Source organism: Spirosoma arcticum, from assembly GCF_054779955.1.
Window position 1 is genome coordinate 131225 of sequence record NZ_BAAGXG010000007.1, and the last position, 23550, is coordinate 154774.

At 54.0% G+C, this 23550-nt stretch carries 15 protein-coding genes and 1 pseudogene; 6 read left to right on the forward strand and 10 right to left on the reverse strand.

Features of this window, described 5'->3' with window-relative positions:
* Positions 1-6: 6 nt before the first annotated feature.
* Positions 7-1308: an alpha/beta hydrolase family protein gene (locus ACYVHB_RS17315; RefSeq protein ID WP_461053028.1), complete on the reverse strand. Its 1302-nt coding sequence runs from the start codon at positions 1306-1308 to the stop codon at positions 7-9.
* Between the two features lie 180 nt (positions 1309-1488).
* On the opposite strand from ACYVHB_RS17315, the gene ACYVHB_RS17320 reads away from it, so the two are divergent.
* Entirely contained in the window at positions 1489-4851 is a 3363-nt protein-coding gene (locus tag ACYVHB_RS17320) for a choice-of-anchor I family protein (protein ID WP_461053029.1), read from the forward strand.
* A gap of 238 nt (positions 4852-5089) precedes the next feature.
* A complete protein-coding gene (locus ACYVHB_RS17325; protein ID WP_461053030.1) occupies positions 5090-6547 on the forward strand; it encodes a TonB family protein in 1458 nt (485 codons plus the stop codon).
* Between the two features lie 94 nt (positions 6548-6641).
* Here ACYVHB_RS17325 and atpG read toward each other — a convergent pair whose 3' ends face one another.
* Positions 6642-7523, reverse strand: a complete 882-nt coding sequence (gene atpG, locus ACYVHB_RS17330) for an ATP synthase F1 subunit gamma (RefSeq protein ID WP_461053031.1) — start codon at positions 7521-7523, stop codon at positions 6642-6644.
* A 100-nt stretch (positions 7524-7623) separates the two neighbouring features.
* Positions 7624-9201: a F0F1 ATP synthase subunit alpha gene (atpA, locus tag ACYVHB_RS17335; RefSeq protein ID WP_461053032.1), complete on the reverse strand. Its 1578-nt coding sequence runs from the start codon at positions 9199-9201 to the stop codon at positions 7624-7626.
* Positions 9202-9562: 361 nt separating this feature from the next.
* Between atpA and ACYVHB_RS17340 the strand changes: the two genes are divergently transcribed.
* The 3 genes from ACYVHB_RS17340 to ACYVHB_RS17350 all read left to right on the forward strand — a co-directional run bounded on the left by ACYVHB_RS17340 (position 9563) and on the right by ACYVHB_RS17350 (position 12937).
* Positions 9563-10393: an FKBP-type peptidyl-prolyl cis-trans isomerase gene (locus ACYVHB_RS17340; protein WP_461053033.1), complete on the forward strand. Its 831-nt coding sequence runs from the start codon at positions 9563-9565 to the stop codon at positions 10391-10393.
* Between the two features lie 104 nt (positions 10394-10497).
* A complete protein-coding gene (locus tag ACYVHB_RS17345) occupies positions 10498-12600 on the forward strand; it encodes a carboxy terminal-processing peptidase (protein WP_461053034.1) in 2103 nt (700 codons plus the stop codon).
* A gap of 97 nt (positions 12601-12697) precedes the next feature.
* A complete protein-coding gene (locus ACYVHB_RS17350) occupies positions 12698-12937 on the forward strand; it encodes a hypothetical protein (protein ID WP_461053035.1) in 240 nt (79 codons plus the stop codon).
* A 23-nt stretch (positions 12938-12960) separates the two neighbouring features.
* Here ACYVHB_RS17350 and ACYVHB_RS17355 read toward each other — a convergent pair whose 3' ends face one another.
* The 6 genes and pseudogenes from ACYVHB_RS17355 to ACYVHB_RS17380 form a co-directional block, all read right to left on the reverse strand.
* Positions 12961-14331: a VWD domain-containing protein gene (locus ACYVHB_RS17355; protein ID WP_461053248.1), complete on the reverse strand. Its 1371-nt coding sequence runs from the start codon at positions 14329-14331 to the stop codon at positions 12961-12963.
* 384 nt (positions 14332-14715) lie between these two features.
* Positions 14716-15612: pseudogene (locus ACYVHB_RS17360) on the reverse strand (C1 family peptidase); the annotation flags it as partial.
* 12 nt (positions 15613-15624) lie between these two features.
* On the reverse strand, positions 15625-16497 hold the full coding sequence (locus ACYVHB_RS17365) for a hypothetical protein (RefSeq protein ID WP_461053036.1): 873 nt from the start codon (positions 16495-16497) through the stop codon (positions 15625-15627).
* Positions 16498-16537: 40 nt separating this feature from the next.
* Positions 16538-17863 (reverse strand): OmpA family protein, encoded by a 1326-nt coding sequence (locus ACYVHB_RS17370; protein WP_461053037.1) that lies wholly within the window; start codon positions 17861-17863, stop codon positions 16538-16540.
* 24 nt (positions 17864-17887) lie between these two features.
* Positions 17888-19573, reverse strand: coding sequence for a hypothetical protein (locus ACYVHB_RS17375; protein WP_461053038.1), 1686 nt, complete (start codon positions 19571-19573; stop codon positions 17888-17890).
* Between the two features lie 263 nt (positions 19574-19836).
* Positions 19837-21558: a CsgG/HfaB family protein gene (locus tag ACYVHB_RS17380; protein ID WP_461053039.1), complete on the reverse strand. Its 1722-nt coding sequence runs from the start codon at positions 21556-21558 to the stop codon at positions 19837-19839.
* Positions 21559-21735: 177 nt separating this feature from the next.
* On the opposite strand from ACYVHB_RS17380, the gene ACYVHB_RS17385 reads away from it, so the two are divergent.
* Positions 21736-22575, forward strand: a complete 840-nt coding sequence (locus tag ACYVHB_RS17385) for a hypothetical protein (RefSeq protein ID WP_461053040.1) — start codon at positions 21736-21738, stop codon at positions 22573-22575.
* 65 nt (positions 22576-22640) lie between these two features.
* Here ACYVHB_RS17385 and ACYVHB_RS17390 read toward each other — a convergent pair whose 3' ends face one another.
* Positions 22641-23339 carry a hypothetical protein gene (locus ACYVHB_RS17390; RefSeq protein ID WP_461053041.1) on the reverse strand — a complete coding sequence of 233 codons (699 nt, stop codon included), beginning with the start codon at positions 23337-23339 and terminating at the stop codon, positions 22641-22643.
* Positions 23340-23550: the final 211 nt, after the last annotated feature.

The window sequence follows — 23550 nt, forward strand, 5'->3', positions numbered from 1 at the left end:
ACACGGCTACCGGACTAATTCATCGGCAAACCGCAGGTACTGCGCCCAGTCGTAATCTGTAACGTCGTGTTTGCCGGTCCGGTCGTGGTAGCGGACAGTTTGGCCAACAGATTGATTCAGTCCCGGAAAGGTGGCCGTTCCCAAACCAGTTTTACCGTACAATTTATACGCAGGTTCGGCCTGGAGCGCCCCCAAAAATTCGCCTTTGGGATCGGACCACTGATCGCCGTCGGCACTGGCCACGTAGAGCGGGCGGGGTGCAATCAACGCCAGCAGTTCGTGCTGGTCGACGGGCAGATCGGCCACGCGCTGGTTGTATGTTTGGTAGCGACCCGTGAACCAGTGCGGGAAGCTGGTGTTGAGCCGCTCCACGGTTTCGCCGTAGTACCGGCGACTCAGGGCCGCGCCCCCCTCCCCCGACTCGTTTGAGATGATGGCCGCAAACCGCTCATCCTGCGCACCAGCCCACACAGCCGCTTTGCCGATGCGTGAATGGCCCATCAGAATCACGCGTTTGGCGTCGATGGACGGGTCAGTTTGGAGGTAGTCCATGATGCGGCTCATGCCCCACGCCCACGCACCAATGGCGCCCCATTCGCTGGCCTGACTATTTCCGTAGCGAGTTGAGCCGCCCAGCACCGAGCGGATACCGGTATGCCAGCCTTGCGGATGGTCGGGTTCAATATCGCCGTAATAAGCCGTTGCCAGCGCGTAGCCCCGTTTCAGAATCGTGTCGACGGGCCAGCGCCGTTCCTGCATTCCACGGGCCTTTTCAGTAGCCTTGTTATTTACTGACACCTCGCCGATGGCGTTGCCAACCCAGCGCGTCGAAAGCGGAATATCCGGCTCAGTCGTGATGCAATGGTTACCGCAGAAGTTCAAGCCCATGATAACCGGTGCGGGTTTCGTTGCGCCTTTTGGTATATAAAGCAGTACGTCGATGGGTGGCACTTTTGGATAATCAACAAAAAAGATAGACACCTGTTTGCGAATAGCCAGCCCGTTCCGCGCCGACTGGTTGATCGATGTGGTCTGAAAACGCAGCCGGACGGCCTGGGCGGGTGTTTTTCCGTACACGTTTTCGGCGAACAACCGCAGCAACTCGGCCCGCCGACCAGACCAGGCTGCCTTGCTGGTCACGCGTTTGCCACTGGACGTCAGCATCAATTCGGGCAGGACATACGCCCCAACTTTTGTCTCGTCATAGTTATAACCCGCTGGACCGGCTGGTTCAGCAGGAGTAGTTTGAGCCGTTGCGACCCGAATCGTGAGTAGCGTAAGTGTCAGGTAGTGTACAAGTCGATTCATGATACAGATCAGGAAATGTATTACGGAGAAAGCACGTTCAACCTTTTCCCCTACTTAACTACGACCGATGAATTATAAGTCGGTAGTGTTAAGCCGATCCATAGATTCTTAAAATACGGGTAATCTGCCAACTCTGAAATTTGCGCCGGTTCTACGTTCATCTCAACCCCAACCGCTTTCATGAAAAAACTCCTTCTACTCCTGCTTTTTCTCTTTCCGCTGCTCTCCTTCGCCCAACTGGCACCGGGCAGTATCGCGTTTACCGGCATCAACGGCGACGGTAGCGACAACCTCAGTTTTGTGGTGCTCGACGCCATTCCAGCCAACACAACCGTTTTCTTCCGCGACGATGAATGGCAGAATCCAGGTTTCAACACGGGCGAGAGTATCATCACCTGGACATCGGGCGGGGCCATCACCCCGGCCGGAACGGTTGTTGCGTTCTCCAGCATCAATCCCGACCCGGCCGCGCCCATCGTCACCAGCAGTGGATCGGTCACCATCACTGGTAATCGGGGCATTGCCGCCGGGGGCGACGCCTTCTTCGCCTACGTCGGTTCCAACGAAAACACGCCGACTACGTTCTTAGCCGCCATATCCTCCAATGGTCCGGTGGAGTTCGGTACGCTAACGGGCACGGGGCTGACGGTGGGGGCTACGGCCCTGTCGCTGACCGGCGGCATTGCCGTGGGCGCTTACAACGGGCCGCGTACCGGCATCAGCCGGGTCTGCTATCCCTCGGTGCTCAACAACGCCGTGAACTGGCAGACGCAGGCCAACAGCGGTGGCGATCAATCCATCGATGGCACCACCCCCGACGTACCGTTCAGCACAACTAATTTCACCTTTGGCTCAACGTGTCCGCAGCCAACGGTAGCGTTCAGCGCAGCTAATCAGAGCATTGGCGAAGCGGCCGGAACCCTGTCGCTGACGCTTGCCGTAACCAGTTCCGGCAGCACGAGTGGATCGGTGCAGCTATCAGTTGGCTCAGCCTCGGCGCAGAATGGACCTGATTTTACGCTGACCGGTTCGCCCGTAACGGTTGCTATTCCCGCCGGAGCTACGTCGGTTGTGTATTCACTGCCAATCGTCAACGACACCGATCCCGAAGCCGACGAGTACCTGACCGTACGGTTGCAGAACGGAGCGGGCGTTCAGATTGGCTCAGTCAACTCGCAGTTGATTCTGATCCTGGACAATGACAAAGTGGCACCCACCGGTGACGCGAGCCTTTCGCTCCAGTTGCTGACGAGTTACCGGAATCCAACGGCTGGCTCATCGGAGATTGTCGCCTACGACAAAGTCAGCAAGCGGCTGTTCATTGCGAATTCCATTGCCAATCGCATCGACATTGTCGATTTCACGAATCCGGCTGCGCCCGTCGCCATCTCGTCCATCAATGTGTCAACGTTGGGCGGCAGCATTAACAGTGTGGCTGTGCGCGACGGATTTCTGGCGGCAGCCATCGAAAACGCCAACAAAGTGCTCGACGGCAAGATCGTTTTCTTCGATGCCAACGGCACCAAACTGAGCGAAGTAACCGCTGGTGCCCTGCCCGACATGATTATCTTCTCGCCCGATGGCCGGTACGTGCTGACGGCCAACGAAGGGGAACCCAACGACGACTACAGCGCCGACCCTGAGGGATCAGTCACCATCGTCGATCTGTCGAGTGGCATTGCTACCCTGACTCAATCGGCCGTCACGACGGTTGGCTTCACGAGTTTCAATGGCCAGAAAGACGCGTTGCGGGCTGCGGGCGTTCGGCTGTATGGTCGTAAAGGGGGCGTGGTCAACGGCAGCAGCGTGGCCGAAGATTTGGAACCGGAATATATCACCTTCTCGGCCGATGGCCAAACGGCGTATGTAACGCTCCAAGAAAACAACGCGCTGGCCGTGCTGAACGTAGCCGCCAAAAGCGTGTCGTCTATCAAACCACTGGGCCTGAAAAATCACAATACCGACGCAACTCCGCTGGACCCAACCGATCAGGGGGGCATTCCGGCCCTGCAAAAGCTACCCGTATTCGGCATGTACCAGCCCGACGCCATTGCCTCGTTTAGTTCGGGCGGTCAGACGTACTTGGTGACCGCCAACGAGGGCGACGCCCGTGAGTACGCGGCCCTGACCGAAGACGTCCGCGCGGGTGCGGCTGCCTACGTGCTTGACCCAGCCACGTTTCCGAACGCGGCTGACTTGAAAAATAACCTGCTGCTGGGTCGGTTGAACGTAACCAACCAGACCGGCGACACGGACGGTGACGGCGATTTCGACCAGATTCACGCGCACGGTACCCGCTCGTTCAGCATCTTCGACGCGGCTGGCAACCTCGTCTGGGACAGTGGCGATCAACTCGAACGCATCACCCGGACGCAGGTGCCCTTGCTGTTCAACGCGACCAACACCGATGCCAATCCCGCTCCCAAGAACCGCAGCGACGACAAAGGACCCGAACCAGAGGGCGTAACGACGGCGACCATCAACGGCAAAGTGTACGCCTTCATCACCTTAGAGCGCATTGGGGGTGTGATGGTGTATGATGTAACGACACCCACGGCTCCTAAATTTGTCACCTACACCGTGAACCGAACGGCACCAACCGCAACAGCCGCCACCGACGACCGAGGTCCTGAAGGCATCATTTACATTGCACCCGCCGACAGTCCCAATGGAAAGGGATTAGTGCTGCTGGCCAATGAAGTGAGCAACTCGGTGTCAGTGTATCAGGTGAATACACCGGTGACAGATCTGGCCCTGACCCCGCCGACCTACGACTGCGCTACGGGAGCGTTCAGGTTCAACACGACCGGGGGAGATGGCACGACGATTGAGTACCGGGCCGTGCCGGGAATCACCGACTGGACCACTAACCCAAACGTATTCGTTGACCGCGAGACCCGCACCGCAGCCGATGCGCCCATCATTGTTCTGCAAGCCCGTCAGAGTGGTCGGATAGTTACCCTCGACTTTAACATCCGTGCCGTTTGCCCCATCAATCCTAATGCACCTGCACTCGTTCTGACTTCGCCAACCTACGACTGCGCCACTGGTGCGTTCAGGTTCAACACGACCGGGGGCGATGGCACGCAAATCGAATACCGGGCCGTGCCGGGCATCACCGACTGGACCACTAACCCGAATGTGTTCGTTGACCGCGAAACCCGCACTGCGGCCGATGCACCGACCGTCACCCTGCAAGCCCGTCAGAGTGGTCGGGTGGTTACCCTCGACTGGAGCATCCGGGCCGTTTGCCCCGTTAGTGCCCGCATTGGTGCTGTCGATGTCGAGACCCAATTGCAAGTTCGTGTGCTGGGCAATCCCGTTCAGGGTGGGCAGGTCACAGTCGACGTGCGCGGAGCCGGGGGCCAGCCCCTGCGCCTAACCGTACGCGACATGCAGGGCCGGGCCATGAGCGACCAGTCGGTTGAGCAGGCCAGTACAGTCGAGCGGCAAACGCTTGGACTGGGCAGTTTGCCGGGATTGTATCTATTGCAGATCAGTACGCCAACCCAAAGCCGAACGGTGAAGGTGTTGCGGCAATAAGGTCGTGTTTGCGCGTTTAGTGCATGTGTTTAGCAACGGCCGAAACTTGCGCAAGTTTCGGCCGTTGCTGTTGATACCGGTTGACAATAACCAGTCTCTTTTCTACTTTGCAATAGAACGCTGATTTTTATGATAGGTAAGACTGGTTATGATTTAACAAATCAGCCTGAATCATGTCAATCACAAAAATCAGCGTTCTATTGGACTTCAGGAATCTATTCTTCATCGACGTTTATCCATGAAAATTAAGTCTCTGTTCTTCGTTCTCATTCTTCACGTTCCTGCTTTCGCCCAAGAAACGGTTTATCAGTCTTTCGATGTAGACAGCATTGCTCAGCCACGCGGTGGTATAGCTTATTTGAACACGTTTCTGCAAGTAAATCTTCGCAAACCAGTCGCGATTGAATCGAAAGGCATTGGCGGACGGGCTGTCGTGAGCGGGATTGTCGAACCGGATGGTCACGTAACCGATGCGAAAGCAATAACCGGTAAGTCTCCCGAACTTGACCGCGAAGCCGTGCGGGTGTTCAGGCTCTTCAACGCGTGGCAACCCGCGCAAAAGGACGGTAAAGCGGTTCGGCAGCAGGTGAACGTTCCCGTTGTGTTCGGGCCAAACCCGCCCTTCTCGTACGTCGACGGCACGCAAATTGATTATTTCGATGCCGATAGAAAATTCGTTGCGGAAGGGAGTGAGCAGGTCCGTTACAAGCAAGTTTCGCCAATAGACACCAATGGGCTGCCTAATGGTGACAGAATCATTTATAAAGCAAAAGGGACAAGTTGGAAAGAGGACTACCGTCTTCCATTAGTCCGAAGCAAAAGCGAGGAACGTAGCCCTCGTGATAAACCTGTTTATCTGATTGGTTATCGCAATGAGGATAAGCTCTGGCGGGGCAACGTTTTCGGCGTAGATGACACCGGGGCACTCGTTAGCCTGACGTATTATGACAATGGTCGAAGCACAAGCTTATCCCAAACCTACCATGCGAATGGGTCAGTTGCCCAACGGACAGAACTAGTTGACGGAAACAAAGCCAGTACGTCGTGGTATCCCAACGGGCAAATCAAACAAGTGTGGACTGCCAACGATCCAAAGCCGATGTCGGTCAACAACCCGGACCAGGTTATCGCATTCTGGGATAGTACGGGTCAGTCGCTCGTTCGGGATGGTAACGGACGGGCGATTTACACCGAAATGCGAAAGTCACACAGCGACACAACCCAGCACACATTGTATATTGAGCAGGGGCTATATGCCAACGGTTTCAAGCAAGGCACGTGGACCGGCCACTACGCCGACGGGTCTTACTTCTACGAAGAGCAGTATGATAAAGGCGTCTGCCAGGGTGGCAAGGCCCGCACAGCCGGGAACGATACCGTGCGCTACACAACTCAGATGGAACAACCCGAATTCAAAGGGGGAATGCAGGGCCTGGGTCAATTTCTGGCGCAAAATCTGCGTTACCCCGCCGACGCACAACGGGCCAGAGTTCAAGGGAGAGTATTTCTCAGTTTCGTCGTCTGCACCGATGGTACCTTGTGCGATTACGAAGTCATCAAAGGGCTGGACTCATCAATCAATCAGGAAGCCCTGCGCGTAGTTAAAGCAATGAACGGCCGCTGGAAACCGGGCACCCGACGCGGGCAAAAGGTGCGGGTTAAGTACACGATGCCAATCAACTTTACGTTGCAGTGATGCAGTCCTTGCACGGATAGATACCAAACAACAAAACACCGCCCCAACTGAATGGGGCGGTGTTTTGTTGTTTGGTATAAAGATTTAGCATTAATCAGGCATTGGCCAATGCTTCGGCACCACCCACAATTTCGAGAATTTCGGTTGTGATAGCGGCCTGGCGCGTCCGGTTGTAAATTAAGCGTAGTTCCTTCAGCAGTTCACCAGCATTTTCGGTGGCCTTGTCCATCGCCGTCATTCGTGCGCCGTGTTCCGATGCGTTGGAATCCAATACAGCTTTGTAGAGCTGAATCTTCAATGTTTTCGGAATTAATTCCGTAATGATTTCGGCTTCCGACGGCTCAAACGCGTAGTTAATGGCAGCAACCTGGCCAACCGTTTCTGTCGAGACGATGGGCAGCATCTGCTCCGTCCGCACGATTTGCATGGCTGCGTTTTTGAATTCGTTGTACACGATCTCAACGACATCGTAGCGGCCCGCGGCAAAGCCAGCCATCGCTTCCTCAGCGGCTGCTTTCACCGTGGTGAAGCTCAGCGACGCAAACGCATCGATGTGTTCCTTGTTGACGGTGAAGCCCCGGCGCTGAAACGCTTCGGCTCCTTTTTTGCCAATGGCCATTATTTCGACGTTGCCCGACCGGGCCTGAGCCGCGTATTTCTCATCAATAAGCGACAGAGCTGCTTTCACAGCGTTGGTATTGAACGCCCCGCATAGCCCCCGGTCGGAGGTGATGACAATAATCAACGCCCGGCTAACAGCCCGCGTTTGTTTGTAAGGACTTTCCGAAGCACTTTCGGCACCGGCCGATACGGTGCCAAGCATCTGGCTCAGCTTCCGGGCATAGGGCCGGAGCTGCGTGATGTTATCCTGCGCCCGGCGCAACTTCGCAGCCGCGACCATTTTCATGGCTTTGGTAATCTGCTGAGTCGAGTTGATCGACAAAATGCGGGCGCGTACTTCTTTGAGAGAGGCCATGACTTAGTTTGTAGTTTGTGGTTTGTGAGTTTGTAGTTGGCTGACGCGTCCAGTTACGTGCGTCAGCCAACTACAAACTCACAAACCACAAACTTCTTAATTATGCGTATTGTCCTGACAGATCGGCGACTACTTTCTTGAGCGTGGCAACGGACTCGTCAGTGAGTTTACCGGCCCGGAAATCGTCCAGCACGTTCTGATGCTGCGCAGTGAGCACCATCGCTAAATTAGTCTCGAACGCTTTCACTTTGTTGACGGGCACTTTATCCAGCAAGCCATTCACCGACGCGTAAATAATGGCGACCTGCTGCTCCACCGCGACGGGTGAATACTGCGGTTGCTTCAAGATTTCCTGATTCCGCCGTCCCCGTTCAATCGTCAGTTTAGTGGATGCATCGAGGTCGGAGCCAAATTTGGCAAACGCTTCGAGCTCGCGGAACTGAGCCTGGTCGAGTTTCAACGTACCCGCCACTTTTTTCATCGACTTAATCTGCGCGTTACCCCCTACGCGCGATACCGAGATACCCACGTTGATGGCGGGCCGGATACCAGCGTTGAACAGGTTCGACTCTAAGAAAATCTGCCCGTCCGTAATCGAAATTACGTTCGTTGGAATGTAGGCCGATACGTCGCCCGCCTGAGTTTCAATAATTGGTAGCGCCGTCAATGAACCACCGCCTTTCACCCGGTCTTTCAGGCTCGGGGGCAGGTCGTTCATGTTTTTGGCGATGTCGTCGTTCTGGTTGATTTTGGCGGCCCGCTCCAGCAAACGGCTGTGCAGGTAAAAAACGTCGCCCGGATACGCTTCCCGGCCTGGTGGCCGACGCAGCAACAGCGACACTTCGCGGTAGGCAACGGCCTGCTTCGAGAGATCGTCATATACGACCAGCGCGGGACGACCCGTATCGCGGAAGTACTCGCCAATGGCGGCACCCGTAAACGGCGCGAAGAACTGCATCGGCGAGGGGTCCGACGCGTTAGCCGCCACGACCACTGTGTAGTCCATGGCTCCGGCTTTGCGCAGCGTTTGCTCCACCTGCTTCACCGTCGACGCTTTCTGACCGCAGGCAACGTAGATGCAGAATACAGGCTTTCCTTTATCGAAAAACTCCTTCTGGTTGATGATCGTATCGATGGCCACGGCAGTTTTACCCGTCTGGCGGTCACCGATAATCAACTCGCGCTGTCCCCGACCGATGGGGATCATGGCGTCGATGGATTTGATCCCTGTTTGCAGCGGCTCGGTCACCGGTTGGCGGTAGATAACGCCCGGAGCTTTGCGCTCCAGCGGCATCGAGAAAAGTTCGCCCTGGATGGGACCTAAGCCATCGATGGGCAGGCCCAGCGTGTTGACCACGCGGCCCAAAATACCGTCGCCCACGCTGACGTAGGCAATCTGATCGGTCCGTTTAACGGTGTCGCCTTCTTTAACTTCCGAGTAGTCGCCGAGCAACACGGCCCCCACGTTATCTTCTTCGAGGTTCAGCGCCATTGCCTGAAGCCCATTATCAAACGACAGCAACTCGCCGGCCTGCACTTTCGAGAGGCCGTAGATACGCGCTACGCCGTCCCCGATTTGCAGCACCGTACCGACTTCTTCGAGTTCAGCCTCGGTTTGCGTACCTGCTAACTGCTGACGCAGGATGGCCGAGATCTCGTCGGGTCTTACGGATTCCATATGTATAGGGTGAATTTGAACGATTGATTTTAAGCCGCAAAGGTAGGGTTAAAATTCAAGAAAAGCGAGACAAAGCCCCGAATTGAGACGCAATGGGTCGGCTTTTCCAACCTCGTTTTCAATTCATTGATGCCACCGGACCGGGTCTCAAACCGTTCATCAGGTCATCCATCGAAATTAACAAATTTTAAAGTAATGTACGGATCGAATTGGTCCAAATACCGTTAGTTTTAGTGTTGAAACGGGCGGATCAGGCGGGCAGGATTTTACCAAAAGCACCGGTTGCCAAACTTTTCTACTACTAAATCACGTTTTATCTACAGAATCAGTTCTTACTTATACACCCCTGTTTTTAGTTCACATGAAGTTCAACCAATGGATGTTGGCCGGTGTTGTCTCGGCCGTTTTTATGGGTGGTTCTGCTACCGCGCAGACGAAAAAACCCACTGTAAAGAAACCCGTTGCCAGTACCAAAGCACCCGCCCGGCCAATGGCCGCTGGGGCAGCTATGTCGTCGCAGGATTCAATCAGCTACAGCATCGGCCTGTTCATGGCGCAGAGCCTCAAACAACAGGGTATGACCGACCTTAACACCGCGCTGTTGATGCGGGGCATGAATGATGCGCTCAAAGGCCAGCCGACTCAATTGTCGATGGAACAGGCGGGACAAGTGATGAACGACTTCCAGCAAAAGCAACACGCCGTTCGCAACGCCGAGAGCCTGAAGGTTTCGGCGGAGAACAAAAAAACGGGCACCGCTTTCCTAACCGAGAACAAAGCGAAAGCGGGCGTGACGACCACAGCCAGCGGTTTGCAGTATTCGGTTGAAAAAGAAGGCACGGGGGCTAAACCAACTGCCACGGATCGAGTTAAAGTACATTACACCGGTCGCCTGCTCGATGGCAAAGTATTTGATAGTTCGGTTGAGCGCGGCCCCGCCGAGTTTGGCGTGGGCGAGGTGATCCGGGGTTGGACGGAAGCGCTGCAACTAATGCCCGTTGGCTCCAAATGGAAGCTGTACATTCCCGCCGAACTGGCCTACGGCGACCGGGGAGCCGGTCAGGAAATCAAGCCCGGCTCAACGCTGATGTTCGACGTCGAATTGCTGGATATTGTGAAACCAGCTGGTTCGGAAGCCGCTAAAACAGGCCCGCAACCCGTTGGTGGAGCACCCATCAAAGAAAACCGTTAAGGAACAGTACCTAAAAATGAACGCATAGCAAGTGAACAGTCGGGAAACGAACAGTTCGTTAGCGACTCTATTTCGTTGCTCCATATAGCCAATTGCAACTTAAGATGAAGAAGTATCTGGTGACCCTTGTGCCCGTGCTGATGCTGAGTTTTCAGCCGGATTCGCCATTGAATGGTGCTCCCGACAATGGAGCATTGCGCTCAACATCTTCCTCAGCACCGATTGACGATCTGAAACCGTCGATTTCGCAGGAGAAAGTAGAAACGCTGGTGGCCAAGCTGCTGACGACGTATCACTACCGCAAAGTGCGGCTGGACGACTCTCTCTCGTCGGTGGTGTGGGATAACTACCTCAAGGAAGTCGATCAAAATAAAACGTATCTGCTGGCGTCGGACGTGGCGTCTTTTGAAAAATACCGCAAACAGATCGACGATGCGCTCATCAACGGTGATCTAACGGCGGCTTACGACCTGTATAACGTGTTTCGCAAGCGCTACCAGGAGCGGTCTGAGTTCATTAAACAGGAGCTTAAAAAACCGTTCATATTCACAGCCGATGAAAATTTTAATACCGATCGGGAAAAAGCGACCTGGCCCAAAACGGCGGAGGAGCAAAATGATTTGTGGCGCAAGATTCTGAAAAACCAGGCCCTCGAACTTAAGCTTGGCAACCGCAAAGACAGCGCCGTTGTGGCCTTGATGAATCAACGGTATACCAACCTCGACAAGGGGGTTAACCGCATTAAGAGCGCCGATGTGTTTCAGATATACATGAACTCGTTCGCCGAAGCGCTCGACCCGCACACCAATTACCTGTCGCCCAGCAATGCAGATCGGTTCAATCAGGAAATGAGTCAGTCGCTGGAAGGGATCGGTGCTTTGCTACAGGAAGACGGCGATTACATCAAAATCACGAACGTACTGCCCGGTGGTCCAGCTTTCAAAAGCAACCTGTTGAAGACTAATGATAAGATTGCGGGCGTAGCGCAGGGCGATAACGGTCCCATGGTCAACACCTCGAACTGGCAGGTTGATGAGGTTGTCAAACTGATAAAAGGTCCTAAAGGAACCGTCGTTCGCTTACAGATTATTTCGCCGAATGCCCTGGCTGGTGCTCCCCCAAAGGAGATTCGACTGGTCCGTGAGAAGATCAAGCTGGAAGAGCAACGGGCTAAAAAAGAAGTTATTGAGGTAACCGACAACGGCAAAGTCTTCAAGATTGGCGTTATCAACGTACCGATGTTCTACCGCGACTTCGAGGGGGCACGTAAGCGCGAGGAGGGCTTCAGCAGCACCACGAGCGACGTGAAGCGGTTCATTGAAGAACTAAAAACGGAGAAGGTCGATGGTGTTGTGATCGATTTGCGGGATAACGGCGGTGGTTCGCTTACGGAAGCTATCGACCTAACAGGGCTGTTCATTCCGAAAGGGCCGGTGGTGCAGGTGAAAGAGTCGACCGGTGAAACTGAGGTCTACGCCGATAAAGACGGAGGTTCCGTGGTTTACGACGGTCCAATGGCCGTGTTGGTGAACCGTTTCAGCGCATCAGCATCGGAGATTTTCGCGGCTGCCATCCAGGATTATAAGCGTGGTATTATCATCGGTGGGCAGACTTTCGGCAAAGGCACCGTACAGACGCTGATCGACCTGAACCAGTGGTTACCCAAAGAGCCGGAAAAAGTTGGGCAGGTTAAAATGACGATTCAGAAGTTTTACCGCATCAATGGTAGCAGCACGCAGCATAAAGGCGTAACGCCGGACATTGAGTTGCCATCGGCTTTTTCGGCTGAGGAGTACGGTGAGAGTTCGCAAAAAAGCGCGTTGCCCTGGGATCAGATCAACTCAACCCGGTACGATCTGTCGCGCGGTATCGACGATAAGATTCTGGGCCGGTTGCGTGACCGTTTCGATCAGCGTCTGAAGTCAGACCCTGAGTTGAAAAAGCTCGCGCAGGACTTAGCTGAGTTCAAGAAAGCGAAAGAGAATACGACGGTATCGCTACAGGAATCCAAACGCCGGAAGGAACGCGAGGATGCTGAACGTAAGCGGGCCGCGGCTAACAAAGTATCGCAGATGTCGGCCCCGGTCGATGAAACCGGTACGCCCTCGCCGGAGGCAGGAACGCCTGCCGCACCCAAGAAGAAGAAAGACCTGTACCTGAACGAAGCGGGTCTGGTTCTGGCCGATTATATTCTGGCTGTGAAGTAGTGTTTTGTTATGGCTCCGGCCATGACAAGAAAAGAGAAAACCCCGTGCAGCAAACCGTTGTACGGGGTTTTCGTTTTATAGCCAACAGACAATGACTATGTGGTATTTTCTCATAAAACAGGCAGCTCTCGACATCGCGCAGCACCGCGATTTGCAAAAGCGGGCATTAACTATGGAAGTAGAACTGTTCAACGAGCCGTACGAAAGCTGGTACGTATTCTCAGTTGAAAAAGACAGCTACCTTGCATTCATGGACCACTTAGACCGCGAAGGCATCGCCTACGACCTGACCACCGACCGCCCCACCCGCGACGAAATGCTGGCCGGGATGCGGTGAAAATCGCGCTTACCTTCGGACAACTACCGCGACCTGAACGACCAGCCGTAGATTGTCGTTTGTCCGGTTGTACAATTCAACGTCTCGCTTTTCAACGTCGGGTACAGATAGCCTGCCAAGGATGCTGTTGCGTACACATTTCTAATCAGCAGCGGTTCGTAGTTATCAATGCGTACTTCCAGTTGCAGAATCGTATTGACACCAGCGGTTACTTTGTAGGTGTTGATTTTAATACGATGCCGGTTACCATCGAAGACATTGACGGGATGAAATTGCGGCTGTACGCCCGAGTTCACCAATTCCACCTGCGTCCGGCCGTTGTTCGTCGACAGCCGCAGGAAGTTTTGGAGGCCTGCGTTCTGGAGGTCTACCACTTCGAGGTCGAACAGGGGAAAGCAGGGGCTGGGGGCATTTACGGCCAGCACGACCTCGGTTTCGTACCCGTCGCGGTTCAGGTAAGCGTCGCTCCAGCGAATGGTACCTTTTGAGGGCAGCACGGCCGTATTGCCGTTGATAGTCCCCCCCGACCCCAGCACAAACTCGCTGCGATACTGAGCGAAATTAGAGACGGACAGGGTTGTTTTAGCTCCCGAAACGACTTCGTTTTCTTTAGCGCGATCCGCAAAACCCCGGTTACCCGTCAAGGCCACGTCGACAATACACCCTTGCAGGGCAGCCGGGTCGGTTACGCCTGCCTGTCGGCAAATCCGTTCAGCATCTGCGCTCTGGGCTGCGGTGAGTTGCACTTCCGAACGCGGAAAAGCTTTGTCCGTGTACGAGTTCGTGTTCTTGCCCGCATCGTAGAAAAACAACGATTCCGTATCCTTGATGCGCCAGCTATCGGCAAACGCGGGATACAAAGCCGAGTAATCATTGCGCAGCACCTGCCCATCGGCTTTGGCAATGTCGTTCTGGGGGTTTCCGTCATAATTACCCAGAATGCCGCTTAGTTTACCCTTCCGGTTTTTAGCGGGCGTAATAAAGTAATCAAGGTCGGCTCCCAGTAGTTGAACCTCCACCACGTCGCCGTTGGCATTTTTGATGGTTAGCCGGTTACGCTGGTAACGCAGCGACCCACCGTTGGCAAGGGCATAATCGGTGAAAGTGAGCGGCACCGCCTGCCGGTTGACATACAACTGGTTCGGTGCATAAACGCACACTACGTCGGAACCGGTTTGCACCGCCACACCCGTGTTAACCGACACCTGCGTACTGTTTGGATAAGGCGACTGCCGGACCTGAACCAGGAAATTATCACCTGTAGATTTAGCCGCCACAAATTCACCAACGCCCATGAACGAGTACCGCCCCCGGTCGAAGGTCGTCAGGTGCGGATCGGCGGTGCTGACGGCGGTGGGGGAATCTTCGACTTCATCGGGAATGTCAGTAGGCACTGGTTGTCCCGTAATTCGGATTACTTTACCATAATGATAATCCCCGTACGTCGCGGCATAAGCCCGATAAAAATTATTTCGATTCTGTACGGGAGTATGATTGACAGAAAATGAATAAGGCACTGTAGTGAACGATACCTGAGCTGGGTTTAACTCCCTGAAAATTCCACCACTACCATGATACAAGACTGTTGAATCTTCTCCGACTATAAAACCATAACGGGTTATCGCTTTTCCCCCCTCCGATTCTACAGAACCCTTCAAGACAACTTGTTGATTTGGTGCGCTTCCATACGGATTCGTCTGCACGATAGCTGGCGTTGCATCTTTGTCTCCAGGACCCATTACATAGGCTTCATGCACTACCTGGGAAGTAATCATGTCCTCGTGCATCCATATTTTTCCATTATCTCCCCAGATTGTATTCCATGAATTCTGAACCCGGAACGCCTTCCTGCTATTATCATAGTCGGTCAATACGACGGCATGGCTACCATGTTGTCCACCTGGCCCAGTAGGGTTGCCAAATGACTTCCATATATAATCCGGTGCAAGTTTATCAGGGATATTAAGTAGTTTGTTGTTCTCGTGGAAATTGTCGTCGGTAGATATTCTTAGGATTACAGGATTATTCTTTGACAGAAATCGCTTAAAGGTTTCTTTGTCTATATTTATTCGACCCCAATCTTTGATTGTATTGTTTGTAGCCGACTGCTTTTGAGCTGGCGATGGGAGGCTGTGATTGTAATTAGCTGAGTAAATAGCGTGAGGCATCTCTGTCAACGTGCACACTCCTTGTCTTAGCACAAAGTCGATAGCTGAACTGATCGTAATTCCATCATTCGAGTTTGACGGCTTTAACGAGTTCCAGATGAAAGACGGACTGAAGACCTGATTGTCATCCCGCTGACCTGTAGCGTTTGTGAATACTACGTTCGTAGCTCTTCTGTACAAGTAGCTCCTGGTTGCATATCCTACCGCCCAACCAGCACATGAGTTTAATTGACCCTGATCTCCAACAGGAGGCATCCCTATACTCTCAGGCGATCTGAAGCCATTAAAAAGGTTATCCGAAGCACCTAATCTGCCGCCGTTCAACGGTTCCTGTATCAACGGAATTTTGGCATATTCAACTGGATCAAGCGGCAGCGCTCCGGTTCCACGTTGAAAATTTAAGACAGACGGCTGAACCGGTACATCGATCATCCGCCGACAGGATGACTGGCCAATGAGCAGCACCAGCAAGCCAAACGACAACAACCTTAACAAAGCCGATTTCATAAGCTGCGGTGGTTAATTGCTGAAGGTGTACGAATCCCCCTGCTTCCGAATCGTAACGATGTCCTTGCGCTCATCCTCGCGCGTTAGGAAACCCGTGTAGGACCGTACCGTCCGGGCGGCATTGATGGTCACAAAGAAGTTGGTGCGCGGGCCACCGCTGTAGTATTCCACCCAGACTTTATATTCACCGTCGGGTAGCTGGTTTGTCCAGTAGATATTTTCCGGTCCGAATCCGTCCGTGTCGTCGCGGTCTAATTCACCACCTGACGCTGACTGATCGTTGCTGTAGTAGATGACGTTTCCACTTGGCTCCTGCACATACAAGTCCACGTCAGTATCGTCGGTATCCCAGGTCAGGTTGGTTTGTAAATCACCGGTGCCCAATTGCAGCACTTCCACGCACTGCTCCACCACGCTGCTTACCCGGCCGCTGGCGTCGTAGGCCCACACATTGACGCAAAAACGCCCCTGCCCGGTGTTGGCTGGTAGTTGAATCGGGATGGAGGCCACGGCGGGGTTGCTCCCCGATGCAACCGGCACATTAAAATACGAATCAGACCCCTGAATCTGCACGTAGTAGCCACTGATTGGTGCAGTCGAACTCGTGTTAGTCGGAATTTGAAAGGATACGGCCGCCACCCCGCCGTTGCTGGCCGTAATGGGCGTGACAAAGATTGACCGAATCTGGGGTGCCTGGCTGCCCCCATTGGGCGCGGGCGGTACACCAACGATGCGGAGTGTACCATCGGGCATCACCACATACCGGCTCAACTGGTTTGGGTTGTTGGGGTCAATGATGGTTGGTACGGCAATAATATCAACGTTGCGTACGCAGCTTAGAGAGAACGTAGCTACGAGTAGAGAGAATACTATACGATGTATCATGGGAGTGCGAATAGACGGTAAGAAGTAAGAAGCCAAATTTTTAGCGGGCACGGGGACGAAAACCAATGCCTGCCCGCAGGCCAACGTAATGGAGCGGCCCGGTTGCCCCGGCAAAATCGCTGCTGTTGGGCGTCATCTGGTACTGAGCCGCTACGTCGACAATGAAGCTGCCTTTGCCCACTTCAAACCCAAGCGCCCCGCCAAACGTCGGCATGAACTTTTTGGTTTCGGCTTTAGCCACCCCATCAGGATGCGTATCCGAGTTCTCGCTCGCCAGCGTCAGCAGTTGACCACCCCCCATCGGCTGTAGGTACACCGAACGGAGTGCGTAGAACCGAAACCCAACCTGCCCCAGTATTCGCCTGAGATTGCGGTCGTTCGTGAAGATCACCTCTCCTTCTTCGGTCATGTACCGGCGTTGCACCTGCCACTGTCCGTAGCCGCCCTGTAGCGTCAATCCAAAACGCGGGGTCAGGTAATAATTCAGCAGTACCCCACCACCAAAACCTTGCTGGATACCGATACCATTATCAGGATTTACCCATGTTTTGGCCAATGGTTCGAGGGCATACAGCGCTTCGCCATACACGACGAAGCCTATCTTACTCTTTTTTGGGGCTATATACTGTGTCGCTACGGGCGTAGACATTGGTTCGGCAGCTCTGGGCACGACCTTTTCCGGTTGACGGGGCGGCACGTAGGGTTCGGCGTAGAGCACCGAAATTTCATCAATGGCCGTTACCTGCACGTCGACCCGGCGGTTCAGTACCTGGCGGACCGAAATAGGGGTCGATTCACCCATACCGATAACGGTAAGGTGGGAGCCTTTGACGCCGTTGGCAATCAGCAAACTACGCAGGGCAACGGCCCGCCGGTCGGACAGGGTTTTGTTCGCGGCTGCTTTGCCGAGGGTGTCGGTATGAACCGTCAGCGTCGTGTGAAATGTGGGTTTTGTCTTCAGCAGCGCAGCCAGCGCCAATGCTTGCCGGCGTCCGTCCGTTGTGAGCGCCACCAGACCCGGCATAAACGCAAAATCAAGGCGGGTGGCCTTCGCATGAAGTACCGTGCCATAGTCGTTTTCCCGAATCGCTTTCGTGAGTTCGTCCGGCAAAACGCTCATTACCTGATTCCGCTTCAGGGCCGGTACAATGAGCTGGGTAGAATCGGCATAGCGCAGTTCCCCAACTTTCTCGGTGGGAATTGAATCGCGCTGGCTGTTGAAGGTATTGACGTAGTGAATCTGTTGGCTGGTTGCCGTGATGATACGGCACGAAATGCTGACGTCGTCCTTCGTCAGTATCTTGTCCTGGCCAGTCACCGCATGGCACAGGCCAACTATCAATAACAGCAGTACATGTAGGCGCATAATCAAAAGAGGTAAGAAGTGAATTTAGTTGGTTGAACAGGCCCGGATCAGTTGCCGGGCAACATCGGCTACAGCGCGGGCTTTGCCAACATCGTCGATCTGGAACCGCACGGTATTGACGTAGTTGGCCGGACGCCCGTCCTGCTGGGTGTTGATAATTTTCTCTTTGCCGTTCGTAAACAGGTTAACGAATACGTTTTTGCCACTTACGACAAAGTCGGTCAAGTCAGCATTCAGGTCTTTCAGCTTCAGATCATAGCTGGTTTCGACCGTTTTTTTGCCGGTCTGCGTGGTCGTGAAGCGTAATTGACAAGTGCCCGGTCCGGTAGCGACCAGCGTTTGTTTGAGTTCTTCGTCTTCATTGCGAAGGGAGGGGATTCTGGCGGTCAGCCCGGTCAGTCCACTCGCAGCGGGCGCGTTTTGGCGGGACTGCATGCAGGACTGAATCAGTTTACTGAACGCAGCCGGTAAGTAGCGCGTACCGTCAAGATCGGCACCAAGTAGCCGAACCTCCGAGGTGTAGTTTTGCCGAACTCCGTTCTTGTGGTAGCTGACGTAGCGCTGCTTATTCTGAACGGGAAGATCGAGGACGTACAACGCCTTGTTAACGTCAAACTTCAGGTCTTTGTCGGTGAGGTCAGCCAGTTCAACCGTATATAACTCCTCCGTTGCCGATCGTGCCCCCGACTCTTTGCGGCTGAGTGTACACAGGCAGTCGGGCCGGATGGCTTGTTCAATGGTCTGATCGCCGTCGCGAACGGGGCCAACGGCGGTGCTGATGTACTTGCGGGCTTCGGCAACGGTAGTCAGAGCCGGTCGCTCGGCTACGAGTTTCTTCTCGGCCAGTGGAATGAGCTTACGCCAGGCGGCTTCGGTGTCCCGAATCCGGTCGACATCGGCGCTGACCAGCTCAAATGAGCTAACGTTACCGTCGGTCCGGCCAGCTTTGGTGTAGCGGATGAACTTCTGCCGGTTTTTGGTGACGATGGTCAGTTCGAGCTGGTTACTCCGAACATCAATTTTTAGGTCGCCCACGCTCAGATCACCGGCGTTAACCACAAACACGTCGGCCTGTTTGGAGCTGCCTTTGGCGTCGGTTCGGCTCTGGCGAAACGTAACCTGTAGGGGATTACGAGTGTCGAAGCTCAGTTCCTGCTCATACCGATCGGTGCCAACCGTTGCCGGGCCAACGTTTGATTTAAGCCAAAGCGTAAGGCCTTCATACGTGTCGGGAAGCCGACCGGCCTGGTAATTTTTGTCGGCTAAGATTGCCGCACTCCGGAGCGCATCAACCAGCGTCCGGGCGGCATCCGCACTTTCGGCGTATAGCTTTAGGCGTTCCGTAAAATTTTTAACGACGCCACCCGTACTGTAGCGGATAAACTTTCGTTTTTGCCGAACGTCCGCATTAACCACAACCACATCACGATCTACTTTATAAGCGATCGAAGCCGGATCGAGATCCGCTAAATTGAGGTAGTATAGTTCATCGTTGATTTTGCCTTTACTATCGGTTTCCAACACGCCGAATGTCAGGCGATAGATCGATTCTTTATCCGTTTCTGTACGCTGGGAAAATTGCGACTTAGCGGTTTTAACGGTCGAAAGCAGTCCTGATACCTTCCTGACGGCTTCTTTCATAGCCACATCCTGAGCCGATGCGGCTACTGCGCTAACCAGCCAGAACCAACAGAGTAAACGGTTTCGCATCGTACCAATAAGTTGATGATTGAAGGGAATCGCAGGTAACTCGCTTGAGCATGTATTCCACCCCCCGCCGAAACGTCGGCGGGGGGTAAACACCGGAATAAAAGACTTAGATTACACGACACTAAGCAGGGTTTGATTCTATTCAGTACGTGTGTGTATGCGTACTATATGTGTACGTGTTTAAGCCTGTACACCTAAACACACAAACACGTACACTTAAAATGTGGGGTGGATGGAAACGGAGAGCCGTACTGCAATTGGTTTTAATTCATCGTCAAACTCACTTTCCCGTCTTCCATGCCCGTCACGTCGAACTTGGCAGCCGGGTTTTTACCGAGAAATTCGAGCAGGTCATCGGTCGTGCCGAGGTGCTCAATGTGCAGTGTACCGTCGGTGCCTTTCAGAGATTTCTGCACACCCCTCACTTTCGGATTTTTGGCCAACACGTCGGCTAAGGCTTTGAGCTTGGCAAAACTGGCGTTCGCAACGGTAATGTCAGTCGTGTTGGCGGCTGGCACCGACGAGGTAGTCGATGTGGTCACGCGGGCCGCCGGACGGGCCGCAACGGCACTGTTGGCCACGCTGGCAAACTGCACGTTCATGGCGCAGAGCCGGTCGAGCAGGTACTGGGTCATGTTCTCCGACGCGTTTTGAATGGCCTGCTTGTTAGCCACTGCTTCGGACACGTCGATGCCGCCACCCGACAGCGCATTGGATGCCAGAATGGTGCCGTCTTCGGTGGCCACGACCCGCGTTTCGAGCCGCGCCCGGCACGACACCATGCCGCCCTGCGTGTTGGTCCGCTCCGAAATGGTTTGCCCCGTGATGATGATGTTGGCCCCCATTTTCAGGCCCACGGCCGCCATCTGCGACAGGTCGCCCGTTGAATCGACGCTCCGGCGCATTTTGGCGAACGATTTAGGGTCGATCACCCGGAAACCAGCCTCCACAAACCGGCGGGTGAGTTCGGTTTCCGTAGCCGACTGCTCAATGACAACGGGCTTATACACGGCCGATGCGCTGGTCTGTCGGCTGGTGGGCTCTTCGGTTTTGAGAACCTGCTTGTCCCGCTTTGCAAAGATGCCTTTTACAATTTCGCGGCCGATCAACATGGTATTTTCGCGTTCGCGCAGTTCCATTTCCCGTTCCTTACGGGCCAGGTCGGTGTCGTCGCTAGAGCGCGAGGTGCCGGTCGTGGTCGCTTCCGTAATCAGAATCATTACCTTGGGCGACCCACTGCGCAGCATCTGGCAATTCTGCGCGGTGTAGCGTTTGATTTCGCGGGGCTTCATCGGTTCCGGCATTTCGATCTGATCTTTGGCATCAGCCATCACTTCAACCGACCGGATGATGGCCTTCTGGACGGCATCCTGAACGGCCCGGTTTTCGGTGGAACCCCCAATTTTCAGTCCGTTGGCTCCCCCTAAGCTCATGCCCCGGAAGCCCGACGTGTTGCCTTTCATGTTGATGTCGCGGCTGAAAAGCAGTTCGCCCGTTTGCGGGTTGAGGAGTTTGAGCGTGAAGCCAAGCGTGGCCGTGTTGCCGCCGAAGTTTAACCCACCCACCTGCGTCGACTTATTACCTTCGGAGAAGTCAGTTACCTCACCCGTCACCACGAGTTGAGCGCCAACCATCTTGCCCGCCGACGGGCCGGACCCATCCGTGAATCCGTCCTGCGCCAATGCCATTTCGCTGGTAGCGTCGCCCACATTCCGCGTCATTTCCATGACCCGAAAACAATTCGTTTGCTGAATGGCGGAGGTCAGCATCGTTGCCAGTTCGTCGCCGAAGGTAGCGTGGGCCTGCGCTGATTTAGTAGAAACGCTGAAGCGGGCCACCTTCACCACCACGCGCTTGTCGCGGGCTAAGCCTTTGCATTTCTCGGCGATCTGTTCAAGGGTTACCTGCGGGGTTTTCTGGGCCAGTGCGTACCCGGTTGGCAACCCTAAAAGTGCCATTAAGGAGAGGTAAACGATTATCTTCATACTACTTGTGGACAGATATGATAATGAATGCGAAAACGGCAGCAATTTGTCCGTATTTATCCTCAAAAATTATACTTAGGGTAGGGATAAAAGTTGCCAATTTTTTTTTGCATACGGTTCATTCATAGTATGTTTACGGTGATTCCAAATGCTATCCACATCCCTTACTTCTGCACAATGTCCGCTAAAACTTTACTCTCTCCCGTCGACTACGAACTACAGCAGTTGAAAACATTTGTCCATGAGCTTTTCCCCAAACCAGAGTCTCTGATGTTTGTGGTGCCCGAATCGGTGCAGCAGCGGGAACTGCGCACGATGCAGCAGGGCCTGCGGGCCGAACAGTTTTTTATGATCGTTGACTTTGTGAATCTGAAGATTACGGAAGCGGCTGGTTTAGAAGAGATTGGCTACAACTCTGCACAGTTCACGTTCCGCCAGTATCTGTCGATTTTCCCGTCGCACGGGATGCTCCAGCTCATCACGCTGGTGGGCAAACAGGCGTTCGCCCTCTCGCACCAGTCGGTGCTGTCGTTCATGAAGCCCAACTACGTGTCGCAGGTTCCGCTGACCTGCGCCGACGGCCAGGTGATGCTGGCCAAGCGGATGGCCTCGCCGTGGCAATACACGGACACGGGCAAGATGACCTCCTACGTGGTCGAATACACGGTGATGAAACCCTACGAGAACGAGCCGATGAACCCGCGCTTCCTCAATCAGGGACCCACTACCGAAACCGAATTCAACGATGCCAATGCCCGGTCATTTGCCAATATGCCCGCCAAGGCCAATCTGTTCGCGCCCAAGGAAATTGTGCTCATGAAACTCTACATAGCCGAAGAGCATCAGGGCCTGTCGGCTAAGCAATTGGCTGGCTTAGCCGGGGTAGCGCACAACACCATCAATACGTATAATAAGGCCATTCTAAGCAAGGCCAAAACGATGTTTGGGGAGGACATCCTGGCCAAAACCGCCCGTGACGTGGCCGTTTTCCTTAAAAAGAGTGGCTTGCTGAAATAAACAAACCGGCGGGCCGTCAGGCAGGGATGTTGCTCGTCGACTCGCCGGTTTGTTGGTTTATCAGGTTACTGAACACCCACTGGCTCTTCAATGTCTTCAGTAACTGGCTGTGATTGTGCCACAACGGCTGGTTTTGCCTCTCCCGGCGCAGGTGCAGCCCGCTTTTTGGTAGCCTTGGTCAGGAACAGGCTCGCCAAGGCCAGCATGGCCCGGAATCGGAATCCCCGGACCTTAGAGACGTAGACCTTCAACAGCGGCAACTCGCCTTTTACCGCTGCCTGCCGGTCGGCGCTGATTGGGCCAAAATACACCGTTCGCGTCAGGAGGAGTTGGTGAATCAGTTGCAAAGATTTGACTACGCTACCGGCCAGAATGTAAGTTTTGTTGAGCTGCTGCGCATGGTCGTGGGCTTTGTTGAGCATGATTGCGTAGACGCTCATAGTGCGTCTCAGGTCGAGCGTTTTGAGCTTGTAGTTCGCCGAGATTTCCAGTATATCCCCCTCCGACAGGTCTTCGTAGAACATTACCCGCCGGGTCACCCACCCATCGAGGTAGCTGGTCGTACGCAGAAAATGATTTATCTCGACGGTATTTAGAACAAAACCAGCGACAGCTTTCGGCCCTTCGTAAAACTGGTAGACGATTGCCTTTGCCAGAAACTCCTCGGTGAGCAGGTTACCCGATTCGGCGAAGTAGTGCCGGATGAAGGGCTTTAGTTCGGCGGGGTCAGTGACGCGTTGGTAGTAGAAGGGGTTCGTTTCCATGTTCGTTCAGGTTAGATAATAGTTGGTGTACTGACTGATCAACAGAATTTTTCCTCGCAGAATTACCGGTTAATAAAGCAACTATGGAGGTCGCTCCCTACTAATTCACTATACTTCGATTGGCGGTGTACATTCCTGAGGTAAATTAGTAGGTCAATCTTCTTTTTTAGACCACAACGGCTAGGAAGCTGGTCAAAATGCTGGTCAATTT

Excerpts from the sequence above, each read along its gene's own strand:
- ACYVHB_RS17375 (WP_461053038.1), bottom strand. The coding sequence starts at position 19,573 with ATGCGAAACCGTTTACTCTGTTGGTTCTGGCTGGTTAGCGCAGTAGCC.
- ACYVHB_RS17365 (WP_461053036.1), bottom strand. The coding sequence starts at position 16,497 with ATGATACATCGTATAGTATTCTCTCTACTCGTAGCTACGTTCTCTCTA.
- atpA (WP_461053032.1), bottom strand. The coding sequence starts at position 9,201 with ATGGAATCCGTAAGACCCGACGAGATCTCGGCCATCCTGCGTCAGCAG.
- ACYVHB_RS17345 (WP_461053034.1), top strand. The coding sequence starts at position 10,498 with ATGAAGAAGTATCTGGTGACCCTTGTGCCCGTGCTGATGCTGAGTTTT.
- ACYVHB_RS17315 (WP_461053028.1), bottom strand. The coding sequence starts at position 1,308 with ATGAATCGACTTGTACACTACCTGACACTTACGCTACTCACGATTCGG.
- ACYVHB_RS17320 (WP_461053029.1), top strand. The coding sequence starts at position 1,489 with ATGAAAAAACTCCTTCTACTCCTGCTTTTTCTCTTTCCGCTGCTCTCC.
- ACYVHB_RS17380 (WP_461053039.1), bottom strand. The coding sequence starts at position 21,558 with ATGAAGATAATCGTTTACCTCTCCTTAATGGCACTTTTAGGGTTGCCA.
- ACYVHB_RS17385 (WP_461053040.1), top strand. The coding sequence starts at position 21,736 with ATGTCCGCTAAAACTTTACTCTCTCCCGTCGACTACGAACTACAGCAG.
- ACYVHB_RS17390 (WP_461053041.1), bottom strand. The coding sequence starts at position 23,339 with ATGGAAACGAACCCCTTCTACTACCAACGCGTCACTGACCCCGCCGAA.
- ACYVHB_RS17370 (WP_461053037.1), bottom strand. The coding sequence starts at position 17,863 with ATGCGCCTACATGTACTGCTGTTATTGATAGTTGGCCTGTGCCATGCG.
- ACYVHB_RS17325 (WP_461053030.1), top strand. The coding sequence starts at position 5,090 with ATGAAAATTAAGTCTCTGTTCTTCGTTCTCATTCTTCACGTTCCTGCT.
- ACYVHB_RS17340 (WP_461053033.1), top strand. The coding sequence starts at position 9,563 with ATGAAGTTCAACCAATGGATGTTGGCCGGTGTTGTCTCGGCCGTTTTT.
- atpG (WP_461053031.1), bottom strand. The coding sequence starts at position 7,523 with ATGGCCTCTCTCAAAGAAGTACGCGCCCGCATTTTGTCGATCAACTCG.
- ACYVHB_RS17350 (WP_461053035.1), top strand. The coding sequence starts at position 12,698 with ATGTGGTATTTTCTCATAAAACAGGCAGCTCTCGACATCGCGCAGCAC.